Here is an 18,402-nt window from a genome sequence, read left to right on the forward strand (position 1 = left end):
CTTGCCTTTCGAATCGATCGGACTTCGACAGTGTCAGCCGGCGCCGTGTTCCGCGGATTCGATCGTATTCATCAGCAGCATAGTGATCGTCATGGGGCCGACGCCGCCGGGCACCGGGGTGATCCAGCCCGCGACCTTGCGCACGCCGTCGTAATCGACGTCGCCACACAGCTTGCCGTGGTCGTCGCGGTTCATGCCCACGTCGATGACCACCGCGCCGGGTTTCACCATGTCGGCGGTGAGCATCTTTCTCTTGCCGACAGCGGCGACCACGATGTCGGCCTGGCGGGTGTGATGAGCGAGATCAGGCGTCGCACTATGGCAAATGGTGACGGTGGCATGGGCCTGCAACAGCAGCATCGCCATCGGCTTGCCGACGATGTTGCTGCGGCCGATGACGACCGCGTGCTTGCCCTTGGGATTGCAGTCGATCCACTCGAGCATCTTCATGCAGCCGTACGGCGTGCAAGGCTTGAAAGCCGGCTGGCCGACCATCAGCGCGCCGGCGCTCGCCATGTGGAAGCCGTCGACGTCCTTCTTCGGCGAGATGGTCTCGATGACGCGGTGCCCATCGATGTGCGGTGGCAAGGGCAGCTGCACCAGAATGCCGTGGATCGCCGGGTCATGGTTGAGCACCTCGACGCGCTCGAGCAACTCGGCTTCGGTCATCGTGGCGGGATAGTGCTCGAGCACGGAGTGCAGGCCGCTTTCGTGGCAGGCCTTGACCTTGTTGCGCACGTAGACCTGGCTGGCTGCGTTTTCGCCGACCAGAATGACGGCCAGACCCGGCGTGTGGCCTCGCGAGGCCAGCACTGCGGCGCGTTGCGCGATCTCGATGCGGATGTGTTTGGAAAGCGCGTTGCCGTCGATGAGCTTGGCTGTCATGTGAGTCCCTTCAAATGGAGAAAAACGCGCCTCTGGCGCGTTTCGGTGGACGTGTCGGGCCGCCCGGCGGCCCTTCGATGCTGATGCTGCGAGCCTGCCGGTTCAAGCCTTGGCCTGTGCTTGAGCTCCCAAGGCGATCTTCAGCAGATCGGCCACGGTGTTGGCGTTGAGCTTTTCCATGATGTTGGCGCGGTGCGCCTCGACCGTCTTGATGCTGATACCCAGGTCATCGGCAATCTGCTTGTTGAGGCGCCCGGCGACGATGCGCTCGAGCACCTGGCTTTCGCGGGTGGTCAGGCGCGAAAGCAGGGCATCGCGGCTGGCGGCTTCCTGGTGCTGCGAAAAGGCCGCGCGGGCCTGGTCGAGCATGCGCTCCACGAGGCCGAGCAGTTCTTCTTCCTTGAAGGGCTTCTCGATGAAGTCCATCGCGCCCTTTTTCATGGTCGTCACGGCCATCGGCACGTCGCCATGGCCGGTGATGAAGACGATGGGCAGCGGGCTCTTGCGCTCCATCAGCCGGTCCTGCAGTTCCAGGCCGCTCATGCCGTCCATGCGGATGTCGGCGATCAGGCAGGCCACCTCGCGGGGATCGAAGCGCGAGAGGAAGGATTCGGCCGCGTCGAAGCACTTGACCCGGTAGTCCTTGCCTTCGAGCAGCCACTGCAGCGAGTCGCGCACTGCCTCGTCGTCGTCGACGACATAGACCGTGCCTTTCTTGGGGATAAGACTCATGCGTTCTCGGTCAGGGAAGAGGCGGGCACCGCGGGGGCTGTTCGATTCACCGCTGCCGCGGCGGCTTCAGTGGCACCTTCGATGACCGTCGGGGGCAATTCGACCGGCAGGGTGAAGGCAAAACGGCAGCCGCTGACAACCGTTCCATTGTAGAGGTTCTCTGCACGGATACGGCCGCGGTGCGACTCGATGATCGAGCGACACAAGGACAGACCGATGCCCAGTCCGTCGGCCTTGGTCGAGAAGAAGGCCTCGTAGAGCCGGGCCATCGCCTCGTCCTTCACGCCCGGACCGTTGTCCGTGACGCTGAACTCGATCACCCCGCCTTCGTCCTGCGCATAGCGCGGCACGACGCGCAGCTCGATGTGGCGGCGCGAGGGCGGCAACTGCGCGTTGTCGATGGCCTCCGCCGCGTTCTTCAGCAGGTTCAGCAGCACCTGCTCGATCAGGATCGGATCGACCCGCAGTTCGGGCAGGCGCTGCGCCACATAGGTGCGGATGTGCACGTTGCGCCGGCGCACTTCGATGCCGGCGAGCTCGACTGCGTCCTCGACGATGTCGCGCGCGCGCGCCGGCTGGCGCTGCGGCTCGCTGCGTTTCACGAAGGCGCGGATGCGGTGGATGATCTGCCCGGCACGCTGTGCCTGGCGCGCGGTCTTTTCGAGCGCTGCGATGAGGTCGGGCTTCTCGATCGCGTCGTTTTTCACGCGCGACACCATGCCGTTGCAGTAGTTGGTGATGGCGGTGAGCGGCTGGTTCAGTTCGTGCGCGACGCTGGAGGCCATCTCGCCCATGGTCACCAGCCGGCTCGTCACCTGCGCCTTCTCGGCCTGGTGCGCGGCCTGCTCCTCGGCATGGCGGCGCGACGTGATGTCGGTCGCGATCAGCATCTGCGCCAGCCGCCCGTCGGTCCATTGCACGTAGCGCGCGCGCACGTCGAACCACTTCTGCATCGGCTCGATGAAGACCTCGCGCGCGTCGCCCGCGGCTTCGGTGATCTCCCGCGCCGGCAGGCCGCCGAAGCTATCGACCGACTCGTCGGCTTCCCGCAGCACGGAGAGGTTTTCGGCCGAGCCGGCCAGCAGCGTGTGACCTTGCGAGTCGGCGCCGAACCACAGGCGGTAGGAGCGGTTGGCGAACAGCAAATCGCCCTGCGCCACCGACAGGACCGAGACCGCCGCCTCCAGGCCTTCGAGCACCGTGGTGAAGCGCTCGTGCGAGGCCGAGAGCTGATCGCGGATGCGCTTGGCCTCGGTGATGTTGGTCATCGAGGTCATCCAGCCGCTCTGGTGGCCGCGGGCGTCGATCAGCGGCGACACGTACATGCGCGCGTCGAACATGCTGCCTTCCTTGCGCATGATGCGGATCTCTACGCCGCCGGCCGGGCTGCGGCCTTGCAGTTCCTGTTGCAGCAGACGAGTGTTCTCCTCGGTGCGGTCGGGCGGCCAGTAGGGAAACGGTGGCCGGCGGCCGATCAACTCGTGCTCCGCAAAGCCCGTCATCGCGCAGAAGGCCGGGTTCACGTAACTGATCCGGCCCTCGATATCCATCGCACGCATGCCGGTCAGCATGGAGTTCTCCATGGCGCGGCGGAAGTTGGTTTCGGAGATCAGCGCCGTCTGCATCTGCGAGCGGCGATGCATGTGGCGCCAGGTGCCCAGCAGCATCCACACCGTCAGGGCTGAGAGCGCCACGACCATCCAGAAAAGGGTGTTGCCGATCAGGCCGATGGACGTGCGCCAGCCCTCGCCGCGCACCACCAGGCCGTTGCCCGAAGGTGCCAGCGCCACTTCCTGCACGAAGCTGTTGCGCTGGCCGCTGCTGCCGGGTTCGCGCGAGACGCTGCTGGCGAGCACCCGGTCGGTGCCGTCGATCAGGCTGATGGCATGGCGCCGTGTCACCTCGGGCGGCACGAAATAGCGCAGCAGCGACTCGACCGCGTACTCGGCCACCAGCGTGCCGGCGAAAGCGCTGCGGTCGATCAGCGGCACGTGGACCTGGAACACCATGAGCGCGCCGGTGCCTTCGAACGGGCGCGAATAGACCGGCTGGCGAAGATCGCGCGCGGCGGCAAACGCCCATGCCGGCTCACCGCCGGCCTGGAGCGCGGTGGCTGTAGGAACAAGCGGGCCGACGAAATTCGGCAGGGGCGGTGGTTCCGCCAGTCGCAACAGTTCGCCCGGATGGTTGGGGGATAGGTGGCGCTGCCGCACGGTCTGGTCCGCACCGATCCAGGCCAGGCTCACCACCTCCGGTCGTTCGCGCGCAAAGCTCACCGCCTGGCCGAGAAATTCGTCCTGGTCGATGGCGCGAGTGACCACCTCGCGGGCCATGCGCACCAGTTGCTCCTGGTTCTCGATCAGGCGCAGGCGGATCTGCTGCTGGGCGATTTCGGTGTCGCGCTTGACCGATTCGAGCTCGCGCTCGTGCTCTTCGTTGCGCAGGTACCAGAACGCCGTGATGATGGCCGCGAGGAAAAGCAGCACCGACAGCAGCGGCGCCAGCGTCGCGACCCGGTCCTGGCGCGCCGGCGGCAGTCGCTTCCACCAGCGCCGGAACATGCGCTGCGGATCGGTCGGCGACAGCGGACCTAGGGTCGAATCGGGGGGAACGGACAGCGGCATTGGGGGATTATCGAACCGCGCCCGTCATCGGCCGATAGCCGTCACTCTCGCCTGACGAAAACGAAGCGGCAGCTTGTAGTTCGTAATATGAAATGGACTCGCGCTATTTGAAAAATCTGGCGAGGTATGCAAAACTCGCCGCCGCCCCGCAGCCCAAGACTGTGCCCGGCGCTGAACGCGCCGCGACAAGGAGACTCCGACATGTCTGCATTGCCCGACACCCCGATGGCCATTGCCGCCAACGACCCACTCGATACCGATGGCCAGGAAACGCGGGAGTGGCTCCAGGCGCTGGCTGCAGTGATTGAAAGCGAGGGACCGCAACGCGCGCACTTCCTGCTCGCCCGCCTGATCGACGCGGCGCGCCAGACCGGCATCGACATGCCGTTCTCGGCGAATACGCCGTACGTGAACACCATCCCGGCCGGCCAGGAGCAGCACAGCCCGGGCCAGATCGAGATCGAGGACCGCCTGCGCGCCTACATGCGCTGGAACGCGATGGCCATGGTGGTCAAGGCCAACAAGCTGGAACCCGCGGACGGCGGTGACCTCGGCGGCCACATTTCCAGTTTCGCCTCGTTGGCGACCATGTTCGGCGCCGGCTTCAACCACTTCTGGCACGCCGACGACACCGCCGAAGGCGGCACGCACGGTGGCGACCTGCTCTACATCCAGGGCCATTCCTCGCCCGGCATCTATGCGCGCGCGTTTCTCGAGGGCCGCATCAGCGAGGAGCAGTTGCTCAACTTCCGCCAGGAAGTCGACGGCAAGGGCCTGTCGAGCTATCCGCACCCCAAGCTGATGCCCGAGTTCTGGCAATTCCCGACCGTCTCCATGGGCCTGGGTCCGCTGATGGCGATCTACCAGGCGCGCTTCCTGAAGTACCTGCATGCGCGCGGCATCGCTGACACCTCCAAGCGCAAGGTCTGGGTGTTTTGCGGCGACGGCGAGATGGACGAGCCCGAGTCGCTCGGCGCCATCGGTTTGGCGGCGCGGGAGAAGCTCGACAACCTGATCTTCATCGTCAACTGCAACCTGCAGCGCCTGGACGGCCCGGTGCGCGGCAACGGCAAGATCATCCAGGAACTGGAAAGCGAGTTCCGCGGCGCCGGCTGGAACGTCATCAAGCTCATCTGGGGCAGCTACTGGGACCCGCTGCTCGCGCGCGACAAGGAAGGCCTGCTGCGCAAGGTGATGATGGAAACGGTGGACGGCGACTACCAGGCGATGAAGGCCAACGACGGCGCTTTCGTGCGGAAGAATTTCTTCGGCCAGCACCCCAAGCTGCTCGAGATGGTGGCCAAGCTCAGCGACGACGACATCTGGCGCCTCAACCGCGGCGGCCATGACCCGCACAAGGTGCATGCGGCTTACCACGCCGCCGTGAACCACAAGAACCAGCCGACGGTGCTGCTCATCAAGACCGTCAAGGGCTACGGCATGGGCAAGATCGGCGAGGGCAAGAACACCGCCCACCAGACCAAGAAGCTCGTGGCCGAGGACGTGCGGGCCTTTCGCGACCGCTTCAACATCCCGATCCCCGACGACCGCCTGGCCGACATTCCCTTCTACAAGCCGGCCGACGACACGCCGGAAATGCGGTATCTGCATGCGCGCCGCAAGGCCCTTGGCGGCGCATTGCCCAAGCGCCGCCCGAAGGCCGACGAGACGCTACCGGTGCCGGAGCTCTCGGCTTTCAAGGCGGTGCTCGACGCCACCGCTGAAGGCCGCGAAATCAGCACCACGCAAGCCTACGTGCGTTGCCTGACCGTGTTGCTGCGCGACAAGGCGCTGGGCCCGCGCGTGGTGCCCATCCTGGTGGACGAAGCGCGCACGTTCGGCATGGAAGGCCTGTTCCGCCAGATCGGCATCTACAACCCCGAAGGGCAGAAGTACACGCCGGTCGATAAGGATCAGGTCATGTACTACAAGGAGGACAAGGCCGGGCAGATCCTGCAAGAGGGCATCAACGAGGCCGGTGGCATGAGCTCGTGGATCGCCGCAGCGACCTCGTACTCGACGAACAACCGGGTGATGATCCCGTTCTACGTCTACTACTCGATGTTCGGCTTCCAGCGCATCGGCGACCTGGCTTGGGCAGCCGGCGACATGCAGGCGCGCGGCTTCCTGCTCGGCGGCACCTCGGGGCGCACGACGCTCAACGGCGAAGGCCTGCAGCACGAGGACGGCCACAGCCACATCCTCGCCGGCACGATCCCCAACTGCATCAGCTACGACCCGACCTTCTCGCACGAGGTGGCGGTCATCCTGCACGACGGCCTCAAGCGCATGGTGGAAAAACAGGAGAACGTGTACTACTACATCACCCTGCTCAACGAAAACTATCCTCACCCGGGCCTCAAGCCCGGCACGGAAGAACAGATCGTCAAGGGCATGTACCTCCTGCAGGAAGCCGCGGGCGGCAAGAAAAAGCAGCCGCAGGTCAACCTGCTGGGCAGCGGCACCATCCTTCGCGAATCCATGGCCGCGAAGGAGCTGCTCGAAAAGGATTGGGGCGTTGCTGCCAACGTCTGGAGCTGCCCGAGCTTCAACGAACTGGCTCGCGATGGTCAGGACGCCGAGCGCTGGAACCTGCTGCATCCCACGGCCAACGCCCGCGTGCCCTTCGTGACGCAACAGCTCACGCCGCACGCCGGCCCGGTGGTCGCCTCGACCGACTACATGAAAGCCTATGCGGAGCAGATTCGCGCTTTCATTCCCAAGAACCGCGCTTATCGCGTGCTCGGCACCGACGGCTACGGCCGCAGCGATTTCCGCACCAAGCTGCGCGAGCACTTCGAGGTGAACCGCCATTACGTCGTCGTGGCCGCGCTCAAGGCATTGGCCGACGACGGCACGGTGCCGGCCGCGCAAGTCGCCGAAGCGATCAAGAAGTACGGCATCAACGCCGACAAGATCAACCCGCTGTACGCCTGACAACGCGGCACGCCTGACAGATAAGCGGAGACGAGAACATGGCGCTGATGGAAGTGAAGGTCCCCGACATCGGTGACTTCGAATCGGTCGAGATCATCGAGGTGCTGGTCAAGCCGGGGGACCGGATCAAGGCCGAGCAGAGCCTGGTGACGGTGGAGAGCGACAAGGCGTCGATGGAGATTCCGTCTTCGCATGCCGGCGTGGTGAAGGAGCTGCGTGTGGCGCTCGGCGACAAGGTGCGCCAAGGCTCGGTGGTGCTGATGCTCGAGGCGGCCGATGCCGCCGGCCAGGCCGCGGCGGCGGAAAAAGCGCCGCAGTCCACGCCTGATACTCAAACGTCGAGTGCGCGCGAGGAAGGCAGTGCCGACGACATGGCGGTGTCGCCACAACCTGCCGGGGCGGTCGCGGTCCCCGGCAGCCAGCCGCCCGCTGCGCCGGCCGCATCCGGTGCCACTGCGTCGGCGCCGAGCGGGGCGCGCGAAGTGGTCGTGCCCGACATCGGCGACTTCGACCAGGTCGCGGTCATCGAGCTGCTGGTCCAGCCGGGCGACAGCGTCACGGCAGAGCAGAGCCTGATCACGGTCGAGAGCGACAAGGCCTCGATGGAGATTCCGTCCTCGCACGCCGGCAAGATCGAACGCGTGCTCGTCAAGGTCGGCGATTCGGTGTCCAAGGGCACGCCGATCGTGGTGCTGGCCGGTGCAGCGAGCGCCGAGGGTGATGGCGCGGGCCAAAGTGCTGGGGCATCGGCGCCTTCGCAAGCCGTGCCGGCACAAGCGCCCGGCGCAGCCCCCGCGCCCGCGCTCGCGAGCCGGCCGGTTGAACGGACGCGGCCGACCGCCGGGCTGCCGGCTCACGAGCCGAGCGCGCCGCAGGGCCGCCTGCCGCATGCCTCGCCATCGGTACGCCGCTTCGCGCGCGAGTTGGGTGTGCCGCTGGAACAGGTCAAGGGCAGCGGCCCGAAGGAGCGCATCACGCAGGAGGACGTTCAGGCCTACGTGAAGGGTGTGATGGCCGGCGGCGGTACGGCGGCCACGCCCGTGGCGAAAGCCACCGGCGGCGGCGGACTGGATCTGCTGCCCTGGCCCAAGGTCGACTTCGCGAAGTTCGGAGAGATCGAACGCAAGGATCTCTCGCGCATCAAGAAGATCAGCGGCGCCAACCTGCACCGCAACTGGGTCGTGATCCCGCACGTCACCAACCACGACGATGCCGACATCACCGAGCTCGAAGCCTTCCGCGTGCAGCTCAACAAGGAGTACGAGAAGGCGGGAGTGAAAGTGACCATGCTGGCCTTCCTCATCAAGGCCTGCGTTGCGGCGCTGAAGAAGTTCCCCGAGTTCAACGCCAGCCTCGATGGCGAGCAGTTGGTGCTGAAGAAATACTTCCACGTCGGCTTCGCGGCCGACACGCCCAATGGCCTGGTGGTGCCGGTCATCAGGGACGCCGACAAGAAGGGCCTCGTCGCCATTGCCAAGGAGATGAACGAACTCGCCGCCAAGGCGCGCGACGGCAAGCTGGGGCCGGCGGAGATGAGCGGCGGGTGCTTCAGCATCTCCTCGCTGGGCGGCATCGGCGGCACCTACTTCACGCCGATCATCAACGCGCCCGAGGTGTCGATCCTGGGCGTTTGCAAGTCGCAGACCCGGCCGGTGTGGGACGGCAAGGCCTTCGTGCCGCGCCTGATCCTGCCGCTCAGCCTGAGTTGGGACCACCGCGTGATCGACGGCGCCTCGGCGGCGCGCTTCAACGCCTATCTGGGCGCGGTGCTGGCGGACTTCCGCCGCGTGATGCTGTAAGGACCATCCATGCCCCCCATCGAGATCAAGGTCCCGGACATCGGCGACTTCAAGGACGTGGCGGTGATCGAAGTGCTCGTCGCACCGGGCGACAGCGTGACGGCCGAGCAAAGCCTCATCACGGTTGAAAGCGACAAGGCGTCGATCGAGATTCCCGCGCCGCAAGCGGGCGTGGTGAAGGAGCTCAGGCTCAAGGTGGGCGACGTTGTCAACGAGGGCAGCGTGATCCTGATGATGGAGACTTCCGGCGGCGCTGAGGCACCACCCGCGCCCGCGCCTCCTGCCGGCGCCGCAGCCAAGCCACAGGCCCAGACCCCGGCGGCGAAGGCTCCGACGCTCGATGCTTCGAGCGGCACCGTGGCGTTCGGCAACGGCGTCTCGGGCCAACAGCCGCCTGCCGGCGACGTGGCGACGCAGCAGCGCCCGGGAGCCGGGGCCACCGGGAATGTTCCGGCGCCGGCAGCGGCCGCCTTCCGGGGCGCCGTCGATCACGACTGCGACCTTCTCGTCCTCGGCGCGGGCCCGGGCGGCTATTCGGCCGCTTTCCGTGCGGCCGACCTCGGATTGAAAGTCGTGCTCGTCGAGCGCTATGCCAAGCTCGGCGGCGTGTGCCTGAACGTCGGCTGCATTCCGTCGAAGGCGCTGCTGCACGTGGCGGGCGTGATGGACGAGGTGCGGCACTTCGGCGACCTCGGCATCGGCTACCCCGAACCGGCCATCGACCTCGCCAAGCTGCGCACGCACAAGGACAAGGTCGTCGGCAAGCTCACCGGCGGCTTGGCGCAGATGGCCAAGATGCGCAAGGTCAGCGTCGTGCGCGGCCTCGGCAGCTTCGTCGACGCGAACCACCTCAAGGTCGAGGAGACCTCCGGCGACGCCCAGGCTCCGACTGGCAAGGCGCAGACCGTGCGCTTCAAGCAGGCCATCATCGCCGCCGGCTCGCAGGCGGTGCGCTTGCCCTTCCTGCCCGACGATCCGCGCATCGTCGATTCGACCGGCGCGCTCGATTTGCGTGCCGTTCCTAAACGCATGCTCATCGTCGGCGGCGGCATCATCGGCCTGGAGATGGGCACGGTGTATTCCGCGCTTGGCGCGCGCCTCGATGTGGTCGAGATGCTCGACGGCCTGATGCAAGGAGCCGACCGCGACCTCGTGAAGGTGTGGCAGAAAATGAACGCCAAGCGCTTCGACCACGTCATGCTCAAGACCAAGACGGTCGGTGCCGAAGCAACGAAGGACGGCATCAAGGTGCGCTTCGAAGGCGAGGGCGCGCCGAAGGAAGATCAACACTACGACCTCGTGCTGCAGGCCGTGGGCCGCACGCCCAATGGCAAAAAGATCGGTGCCGAGAAGGCCGGCGTGCAGGTCGGCGAGCGCGGCTTCATTCCTGTCGACATCCAGATGCGCACGAACGTGTCGCACATCTTCGCGATCGGCGACATCGTCGGCCAGCCCATGCTGGCGCACAAGGCGGTGCACGAGGGCCACGTCGCAGCCGAGATCGCCGCCGGCGCGGTATTGGGCGACGCCAAGCTGCAGACCAGCGCGTTCAACGCGCGCGTGATCCCCAGCGTCGCCTACACGGACCCTGAAATTGCCTGGGTCGGTCTCACCGAAGAGCAGGCTGCCGCACAAGGCGTCAAGCTGACCAAGGGCCTGTTCCCGTGGACAGCCTCTGGCCGCGCCATCGCCAACGGCCGCGACGAGGGCTTCACCAAGCTGCTGTTCGACGCTGCCACGCACCGCATCGTCGGCGGCGGCATCGTCGGCACGCATGCGGGTGACCTGATCGGCGAGGTGGCACTGGCCATCGAGATGGGTGCCGACGCGGTGGACATCGGCAAGACCATCCACCCGCATCCCACGCTCGGTGAAAGCATCGGCCTGGCCGCCGAGGTCGCGCACGGTTCCTGCACCGACCTGCCACCGCCCAGGCGCTGACGCCCGGCCCACCGCAGGCGAGTGCTCCACAAGGGCGCACCGCGGGCGCCGTGCCGGCATTTCCCCGAACATCGTTTCCACCGACCCACGACGGGAGCAATTCCCTAGGCAGTCTCAGAGCTGGTCCTGATCATGCGCATCGCTGCATCCGACAAGCGGAGCAGCCATGTTTGCATTGACGAGGACCGAGGAATGAGAAGAAGCAAAGCGGCCCTGCGGAGGGCTCCGACCGTGGTGGCACTGGCGTGCATGGCTTGTACGGCGATGGCCCAGCAACAAGCGACGCCGGTGACGTCGCTGCCGTCGGTTACGGTGACCGGCACGCTGCCCAACCAGCTCGAAGCGGTGCCGGGCTCGAGCGCGGTGGTGACGACGCAGCAGCTCGAAGCCGAGATCCCGTATTCGATCCGCGAAGCGCTGCAGGGTGTGCCCGGCCTGCATGTGGTCGGCGAGGATGCCTTTGGCCTGAACCTCAACATCGGCATCCGCGGCCTCGACCCGCGCCGCACCAGCCGCACGCTGCTGCTCGAAGACGGCATGCCCATCCACCTGGCGCCTTACAGCGACCCGACGGCGCATTACCACACCCCTCTCGAGCGGCTGCAGCGCATCGAGGTCATCAAGGGGTCGGGGCAGATCGTTCACGGCCCGCAAACGGTGGGCGGCGTCATCAACTTCGTCACCCGCCCGGTGCCGCGCTCCTTCATGGGCAAGGTGGACTTTTCGGTCGGCACGCACGACTTCAGCCGCGCCAGCGCCAGCGTCGGCAGCGGCGGGGATCGCGGCGGCTGGCTGGTCGAAGCGGCGCAGCGCCAGGGCGATGGCAGCCGCGACCACAGCCGCCACCGCATCCGCGACGTCTCGCTCAAGGGCGAGCTCGATCTGACCGATCGGCAGTCGCTGCGCGTCAAGCTCGGCTACTACGAAGAAGAATCCAGCTTCGGCGAGGCCGGGCTCGACCAGGCCCGTTTCGATGACAACCCCTTCGGCAACGCTTTTCGCAACGACGTGTTCGAACTCGAGCGCACCGCGGTGCAGGTGGTGCACACGCTCAACTTTTCCGACACCTCGCGGCTCGCCACGCAGGTCTATTACCAGAAGACCGATCGCGCCTCCTACCGGCAGCTCGACGCCATCGTCGAGGCCGACGTGGACGGCGGTGAAGCGGAAAAGGAACGCGAGGAACTGCGGGCCGACGAGGTCGGCAGCGACGGCGCAGGCACCGTCGCTGGATGTCCGGCAGGCATCGACTACAGCGTGCCAGGCGGCTTCGAACAGTTCGCCTCGCTGTGCGGCAACCAGATGCGCCCACGGCAGTACGAGTTCTACGGCATCGAGCCGCGTCTCGAGATGGAGCACAACGCCTTCGGCCTGCGCAGCGAACTCGTCACCGGCGTGCGCCTGCACCGCGAGCGCATCAACCGCAAGCGCTACAACGGCGCCTCGCCTACTGCGCGGGAGAACTCGCCCGGCACGGGACTTCGCGACGAGTTCGACATCGAGACCGATGCCGTCGCCGCGTACGTGCAGAACACTGTCTACGCGGGAAACTGGTCGTTCACGCCCGGCGTGCGCTATGAGCGCTACGAGCAGGACAACCGGATCACGCAAGACGAATTTGCGCCGGTAGTGCCGAGCGTCAACACCTCGCAAACCAACAGCGAAGTGCTGCCGGGCTTCGGTGTCACCTGGTTCGGCCTGCCGAACACCACGCTGTTTGCCGGCATCCACCGCGGCATCGCGCCGCCGCGGCCCGACGCCAACCTGCCGCCGGGAGACGAAGACCTGCAGAAGGTGGACCCGGAACTGAGCACCAACATCGAGATCGGTGTGCGCAGTGCGCCGATGCGCGGCGTGCAGGTCGAGGCCACCCTGTTCGAGATCGACTTCAAGAACCAGATCGTGCCCGGCTATTCCGTGGGCCAGGGGCAGACCTTCGCCAACGCCGGGCGGAGCACCAACCGGGGCCTGGAGTTGGCGTCGCGCATCGATTTCGGCCGCCTGCAGGGCCGCGCCAACAACGTCTATCTGGCGGCGAGCTACACGAACCTGTTCACTGCGAAGTTCGACAGCGAGCTGCAGACACCCGATTTCGCGCCGGGCGACGACGAGACCACCGTGTTCACCGACGCTCGCGGCAACCGGCTGCCCTATGCGCCGCGGCACCTGCTCTCGGCCAGCATCGGCTACGAACACGGCTCACGCTGGGATGCCCGCTTGGGCCTCACGCATGTGAGCGAGCAATACACCGACGCGCTCAACACGCGGGCGCCCGCAGCGGATGGGCAGTCGGGCGTGATCCCGAGCTTCACGACCTTCAATGCCTCGGTCAACTACCGCCTGGAAGAGCAGGGCGTGACGCTCTACCTGAGTGCCGCCAACCTGTTCGACAAGACTTATCTGGTGAGTCGCGTCAACGGCGCCTTTGCCGGTGCGCCGCGGCAAATCTTCGCGGGAGCCCGTATCCGCTTCTAGAGTCTCCGTCCGTCAATGGATGTTGCGTCCGCGCGGCGAGCGATTCGCCGGCGGACGCTTTTTTTGTCGATCGTTCGCGAGGAAAAGGAGATACGCGATGGCACTTCAGACCAGCCCCTCGCACTACAGCCGTTTGTCCATTGCGATGCACTGGCTGATGCTGGTGCTGATCGCACTGACCTACCTCTTCATCGAACTGCGCGAACTGTTCGCTCGCGGCTCGCCCGAGCGCAATTTCATGCGCACGGCGCACTTCAGTCTCGGGCTGATGGTGCTCGCGCTGGTCTGCGTACGGCTCGCCGCGCGGGTGTACGGCGGCAGGCCGTCGATCGTGCCAGCGCCGCCCCGCTGGAAGCAAGTGGCATCGCAGGTCGTGCAGGTGCTCTTGTACGCGCTGATGATCGGCATGCCGCTGGCGGGCTGGGTCATGCTGAGCCTGCGTGGCAATGCGATTCCGTTCTTCGGCCTGGAGTTGCCACCGCTGACGAGCGAGAACAAAGAGCTCGGCAAGCTGATCCGCGAATGGCATGGCGACATCGGGCGGGCCGGCTATGCGCTGATCGGGCTGCATGCCGCGGCGGCGCTGACGCATCACTTCGTGTGGCGGGACAACACGCTGCGCAGAATGCTGCCGGGGCGCGCCGGGTAAGGCAGGAAACGCAGCGCGGCGAGCGGTCTTGCGCCTTCAGGCTTCCATCAGCAGCTCGCCGAGGATCGGCGCAGCGCGCTCGAGAATCTGCTCGTCCCGCGTCATGAGCACCATGCGTTCGACGCGGGCGGTGCCGACCAACATGCGGTCGATCGGATCGCCATGCAGTGCTCCGAGGCTCAGGCCGGCTTCCGCATGGGCCGGATGCAGCGCCAGCCAACGCGCACCGGCTTTCTCGACGACGTTGACCAGTGATCCGTCGGGCAGAGGCAGCCTGCGCCGCTCCTGCTTCACCAGCATTTCCCACAGGCTGAGAACGCTCACATGCACATCCTCGTACTCCAGCACCTGCCGGGCGCGTGTGCTTAAGCGGCGTGGCTGGGTCAGAGCCCAGATGAGGATGTGCGTGTCGAGCAGGTAGCGCTTCATTTCGCAGCGCGTTTGGTCGAGTGTTTTGCTGGGGCCTTGGCTTGGGTAGCAGGCTTCTTCTTCAGGCCGGCATCGATCGGCCGATCGATGCTTGCGAACCACTCGCGCGCGAACTCGGCTTCCACCTCCGGGGAGAAGGCATGCTCGATCTCCTCTTCGGTCATCAAGCCGGCCCAGGCGCCCCATTGGCGCTTCGGCTTGTCCTCGACCTTGACCAGTTTCACGACCGCTTTGCCGCGATTGGCAATCACCACCTCCTCTCCTCGCAGGGCTGCCTCGACCAGCCGCGACAACTGGGTCTTGGCTTCCAGCATGTTGACTTGCATGGCAACTCTCCTTTCCAAAGACGCAGCCATTCTAGCCAACTTGGTCAAGTATGAAAAACGCCCGCCGAAGCGGGCGTTTCAGGCAGGCGGGATCGCTCAGCGGTGCGCTGGCGCCAGCGCGAGCGGCACGGCAACGACCGGAGCAGCGACCGCCGCAACGGCCGCCACCGGCTCGGCCACCGGCGCCTGCCCGTGCACCGTGCCGCTCACCCCCGGCAACAGCGGCACGATCAACAGCGCCACGATGTTGATGATCTTGATCAGCGGGTTGACGGCCGGGCCGGCGGTGTCCTTGTAGGGGTCGCCCACGGTGTCGCCGGTCACGGCGGCCTTGTGCGCTTCGCTGCCCTTGCCGCCGTGATTGCCTTCCTCGATGTACTTCTTGGCGTTGTCCCAGGCGCCGCCGCCCGTGCACATGGAGATGGCGACGAAGATGCCGGTGACGATGGTGCCCATCAACAGGCCGCCGAGCGCGGCCGGGCCGAGCAGCAAGCCGACGGCGATGGGTGCGACCACCGGCAGCAGGCTGGGGATGATCATTTCCTTTATCGCCGCCGAAGTCAGCATGTCCACCGCTTTGCCGTACTCCGGCTTGGCGGTGCCTTCCATGATGCCGGGTATGTCGCGGAACTGACGCCGCACTTCGACCACCACCGCGCCTGCGGCGCGGCCCACGGCCTCCATGGCCATCGCGCCGAACAGGTAGGGAATCAGGCCGCCGATGAACAGCCCCACGATCACTGACGGGTTGGAAAGGTCGAAACTGACCAGCAGGCCCGCCGCTTCCAGGGTGTGCGTGTAGTCGGCAAACAGCACCAGCGCCGCCAGGCCGGCCGAGCCGATGGCATAGCCCTTGGTCACCGCCTTGGTGGTGTTGCCCACGGCGTCGAGCGGGTCGGTGATGTCGCGCACGCTCGGGGGCATGTCGGCCATCTCGGCGATGCCGCCGGCGTTGTCGGTGATGGGGCCGTAGGCGTCGAGAGCCACCACGATGCCCGCGAGGCTGAGCATCGAAGTTGCCGCGATGGCGATGCCATACAGGCCGGCGAGCTGGTAGGACGTCAGGATGGCCGCGCACACGAACACGACCGGCCAGGCGGTCGAACGCATCGACACGCCCAGCCCGGCGATCACGTTGGTGCCGTGCCCGGTGGTCGAGGCCTGCGCCACGTGCTTGACCGGCGCGTACTGCGTGCCGGTGTAGTACTCGGTGATCCAGACAAGCAGGCCGGTCAGCACCAGACCCACGACCGCCGAGCCGAACAGGCGCAGCCGCGAGCCTTCCGAATAGATCGCGTTGTCGGGCATCACCCACCAGGTGACCCCGGCGAAGCCGACCAGCGAGATCGCGCCGGTCACGATGAGGCCCTTGTACAGCGCGGGCATCACGTTCTTCATGCCCGGCGTGGCCTTGACCACGCTGCAGCCGATGATCGACGAGATGATCGCAAAGCCGCCCAGCGCCAGCGGATAGAGCGCCGCCTGCATCGGTGCGGAAACGATCACCAGCGCGCCGAGCACCATGGTGGCGATGATCGTGACCGCGTAGGTCTCGAACAGGTCGGCGGCCATGCCGGCGCAGTCGCCGACGTTGTCGCCCACGTTGTCGGCAATCACCGCGGGGTTGCGCGGATCGTCCTCCGGGATGCCCGCCTCGACCTTGCCCACCAGGTCGGCGCCTACGTCGGCGCCCTTGGTGAAAATGCCGCCGCCCAGCCGCGCGAAGATGGAGATCAGCGAGGCGCCGAAGGCGAAACCGAGCAGGGGCTTGAGTGCCGCCGCAAGCCCGTTCGTCGGCGTGATCTGGCCGTTGCCGGTGAGGAACCAGAAGAAGATCGTCACGCCCAGAAGGCCCAGGCCGACCACCAGCATGCCGGTGATCGCGCCGCCCTTGAAGGCGACGTCGAGCGCTTCCTTCATGCCGCGTGTGGCGGCCTGCGCGGTGCGCACGTTGGCCTTGACCGAGACGTTCATGCCGATGAAACCGCAGGCGCCGGAGAGCACCGCGCCGATCACGAAGGCGACCGCGGTGGTGACGTCGATGAAGAAACCGATCAGGACCGTGAGGATCACGCCCACGATGGCGATGGTGCGGTACTGACGCGCGAGGTAGGCGGCCGCCCCCTGCTGGATGGCCGCCGCGATCTCCTGCATGCGCGCGTTGCCGGCATCCTGCTCGAGGATCCATTTGCGCTGGATGAAACCGTAGGTGACGGCGGCAAGGCCGCACAGAAGCGCAAAGATGAGCGCCAGGGAACTGGACATGAGGGGAGTCTCCTTCCTCGGTTGGGGTCTTCTCGGGTACACCGCGGCTTCGCGCAGCCCGGGCTGTGAAAGCCCCAGGCCCCGGCCGGGTTGCCGGCGCATGCTAGTGGAAGCCCCCACAAGCCGCAACGCGCATTGCCCGGTGTTTTCCTGCGCTTGCCCACCGCGTTTCCGAGCGTTCGCGCCGCACACTGGGTCAGCTCCATGACAGGCGGCTGCTTAGAATTCGGGTTTCCCCGCGATCCCGGAAAGCCTTCATGAGCCTGCACAACGTGACCCCCGGCGCCAAGGCGCCCGAAGAGTTCAACGTCATCATCGAAATTCCGATGAACGCCGACCCGATCAAGTACGAGGTCGACAAGGCCAGCGGCGCGCTGTTCGTCGACCGCTTCATGACCACGGCCATGCACTATCCGTGCAACTACGGCTATGTGCCGCAGACGCTTTCGGACGACGGTGACCCGGTCGATGTGCTCGTGATCACACCGTTTCCCCTCACGCCCGGCGTCGTGGTCACGTGCCGCCCGATCGGCATTCTCAAGATGGAAGACGAGGCGGGCGGCGATGCCAAGGTGCTCGCCGTGCCGACGACGAAGATCCTGCCGATCTACGACCACTGGAAGAAGCCGGAAGACATCAACCAGATGCGCCTGAAGGCGATCCAGCACTTCTTCGAGCACTACAAGGATCTGGAGGCTGGCAAGTGGGTGAAGGTCGAGGGCTGGGAAGGCCCGGAATCTGCCAAGGACGAGATCAAGACCGGCATGGCGAGCTACCTCGCGAACGGTAAACCGGCCTGAGATGACGCCCCCAGGCGCGCTTCGCTCGCGGCCCTCTCGAGGGGCGCTCGGTCCCCTTTGGAACGGCCCGGCGAGGTCGGAGAGGTGGTCCGCCGCCGTGAGGGCGGAATGAACCAGAGGAGTGCCCGCGCGGAACTCACGGGCCACACGGCTCACTAAACTGCCATCTCCTCCAGCCTGGCCTCGGCTCCGACGGCCTGCCCACCATGTTTCAGAAGTACATCCTGGCCGGCGCTCTTGCGTTCGGCTTGCTGAGTTCGTCCCTGCAAGCGCAAACGCCCGCCGCCCCGCCGTTGCCGCAGGGCATGACCGCGGTCACCGCGGTGGAAGGCATCAGCGAGTACCGCCTTGCCAATGGCCTGCGTCTGCTCCTCGTTCCCGACAGCGCGAAGCCGACCACCACCGTCAATCTGACCTATCACGTCGGTTCGCGCCACGAGAACTACGGCGAGACGGGCATGGCCCACCTGCTCGAGCACCTGATCTTCAAGGGCACGCCGACGAATCCCAACGTTTGGTCCGAGTTCACCAAGCGCGGCC

At 66.2% G+C, this 18,402-nt stretch carries 13 protein-coding genes; 7 read left to right on the plus strand and 6 right to left on the minus strand.

Going from position 1 to position 18,402, the window contains the following annotated elements; genetic code table 11:
- Positions 1-33 precede the first annotated feature (33 nt).
- From folD to H0W40_RS09145, 3 genes are all read right to left on the minus strand, one after another.
- On the minus strand, positions 34-885 hold the full coding sequence (gene folD, locus H0W40_RS09135; RefSeq protein ID WP_292445510.1) for a bifunctional methylenetetrahydrofolate dehydrogenase/methenyltetrahydrofolate cyclohydrolase FolD: 852 nt from the start codon (positions 883-885) through the stop codon (positions 34-36).
- 102 nt (positions 886-987) lie between these two features.
- The gene (locus H0W40_RS09140) at positions 988-1,617 is read right to left on the minus strand and encodes a response regulator transcription factor (RefSeq protein ID WP_292445511.1); all 630 of its coding nucleotides are present in this window, start codon (positions 1,615-1,617) and stop codon (positions 988-990) included.
- A complete protein-coding gene (locus H0W40_RS09145; protein ID WP_292445512.1) occupies positions 1,614-4,241 on the minus strand; it encodes a PAS domain S-box protein in 2,628 nt (875 codons plus the stop codon). The genes H0W40_RS09140 and H0W40_RS09145 overlap by 4 nt, the downstream gene beginning before the upstream one ends.
- Before the next feature lie 201 nt (positions 4,242-4,442).
- Between H0W40_RS09145 and aceE the strand changes: the two genes are divergently transcribed.
- The 5 genes from aceE to H0W40_RS09170 all read left to right on the plus strand — a co-directional run bounded on the left by aceE (position 4,443) and on the right by H0W40_RS09170 (position 14,042).
- The gene (gene aceE / locus H0W40_RS09150) at positions 4,443-7,178 is read left to right on the plus strand and encodes a pyruvate dehydrogenase (acetyl-transferring), homodimeric type (RefSeq protein ID WP_292445514.1); all 2,736 of its coding nucleotides are present in this window, start codon (positions 4,443-4,445) and stop codon (positions 7,176-7,178) included.
- Positions 7,179-7,216: 38 nt separating this feature from the next.
- Entirely contained in the window at positions 7,217-8,977 is a 1,761-nt protein-coding gene (gene aceF, locus H0W40_RS09155) for a dihydrolipoyllysine-residue acetyltransferase (protein WP_292445515.1), read from the plus strand.
- A 9-nt stretch (positions 8,978-8,986) separates the two neighbouring features.
- Positions 8,987-10,918, plus strand: coding sequence for a dihydrolipoyl dehydrogenase (lpdA, locus tag H0W40_RS09160; RefSeq protein WP_292445516.1), 1,932 nt, complete (start codon positions 8,987-8,989; stop codon positions 10,916-10,918).
- A gap of 192 nt (positions 10,919-11,110) precedes the next feature.
- Complete coding sequence (locus H0W40_RS09165) at positions 11,111-13,393, plus strand: TonB-dependent receptor (RefSeq protein ID WP_292445517.1); 2,283 nt, start codon at positions 11,111-11,113, stop codon at positions 13,391-13,393.
- A gap of 97 nt (positions 13,394-13,490) precedes the next feature.
- Positions 13,491-14,042, plus strand: a complete 552-nt coding sequence (locus tag H0W40_RS09170; protein WP_292445519.1) for a cytochrome b — start codon at positions 13,491-13,493, stop codon at positions 14,040-14,042.
- Positions 14,043-14,078: 36 nt separating this feature from the next.
- Here H0W40_RS09170 and H0W40_RS09175 read toward each other — a convergent pair whose 3' ends face one another.
- From H0W40_RS09175 to H0W40_RS09185, 3 genes are all read right to left on the minus strand, one after another.
- Positions 14,079-14,471 (minus strand): type II toxin-antitoxin system VapC family toxin, encoded by a 393-nt coding sequence (locus H0W40_RS09175; RefSeq protein WP_292445520.1) that lies wholly within the window; start codon positions 14,469-14,471, stop codon positions 14,079-14,081.
- Positions 14,468-14,785, minus strand: coding sequence for a type II toxin-antitoxin system Phd/YefM family antitoxin (locus H0W40_RS09180; protein ID WP_292445522.1), 318 nt, complete (start codon positions 14,783-14,785; stop codon positions 14,468-14,470). The genes H0W40_RS09175 and H0W40_RS09180 overlap by 4 nt, the downstream gene beginning before the upstream one ends.
- 108 nt (positions 14,786-14,893) lie before the next feature.
- On the minus strand, positions 14,894-17,062 hold the full coding sequence (locus H0W40_RS09185; RefSeq protein WP_292445524.1) for a sodium-translocating pyrophosphatase: 2,169 nt from the start codon (positions 17,060-17,062) through the stop codon (positions 14,894-14,896).
- A gap of 257 nt (positions 17,063-17,319) precedes the next feature.
- On the opposite strand from H0W40_RS09185, the gene ppa reads away from it, so the two are divergent.
- Both ppa and H0W40_RS09195 read left to right on the plus strand, forming a co-directional pair.
- Entirely contained in the window at positions 17,320-17,862 is a 543-nt protein-coding gene (gene ppa, locus H0W40_RS09190; RefSeq protein ID WP_292445525.1) for an inorganic diphosphatase, read from the plus strand.
- 206 nt (positions 17,863-18,068) lie between these two features.
- A partial coding sequence (locus tag H0W40_RS09195) for an insulinase family protein (protein ID WP_292445526.1) occupies positions 18,069-18,402 on the plus strand: 334 nt, incomplete at its 3' end.

Origin of the sequence: Methylibium sp., from assembly GCF_013817345.1 — a bacterium.
Lineage (GTDB): Bacteria > Pseudomonadota > Gammaproteobacteria > Burkholderiales > Burkholderiaceae_C > Methylibium.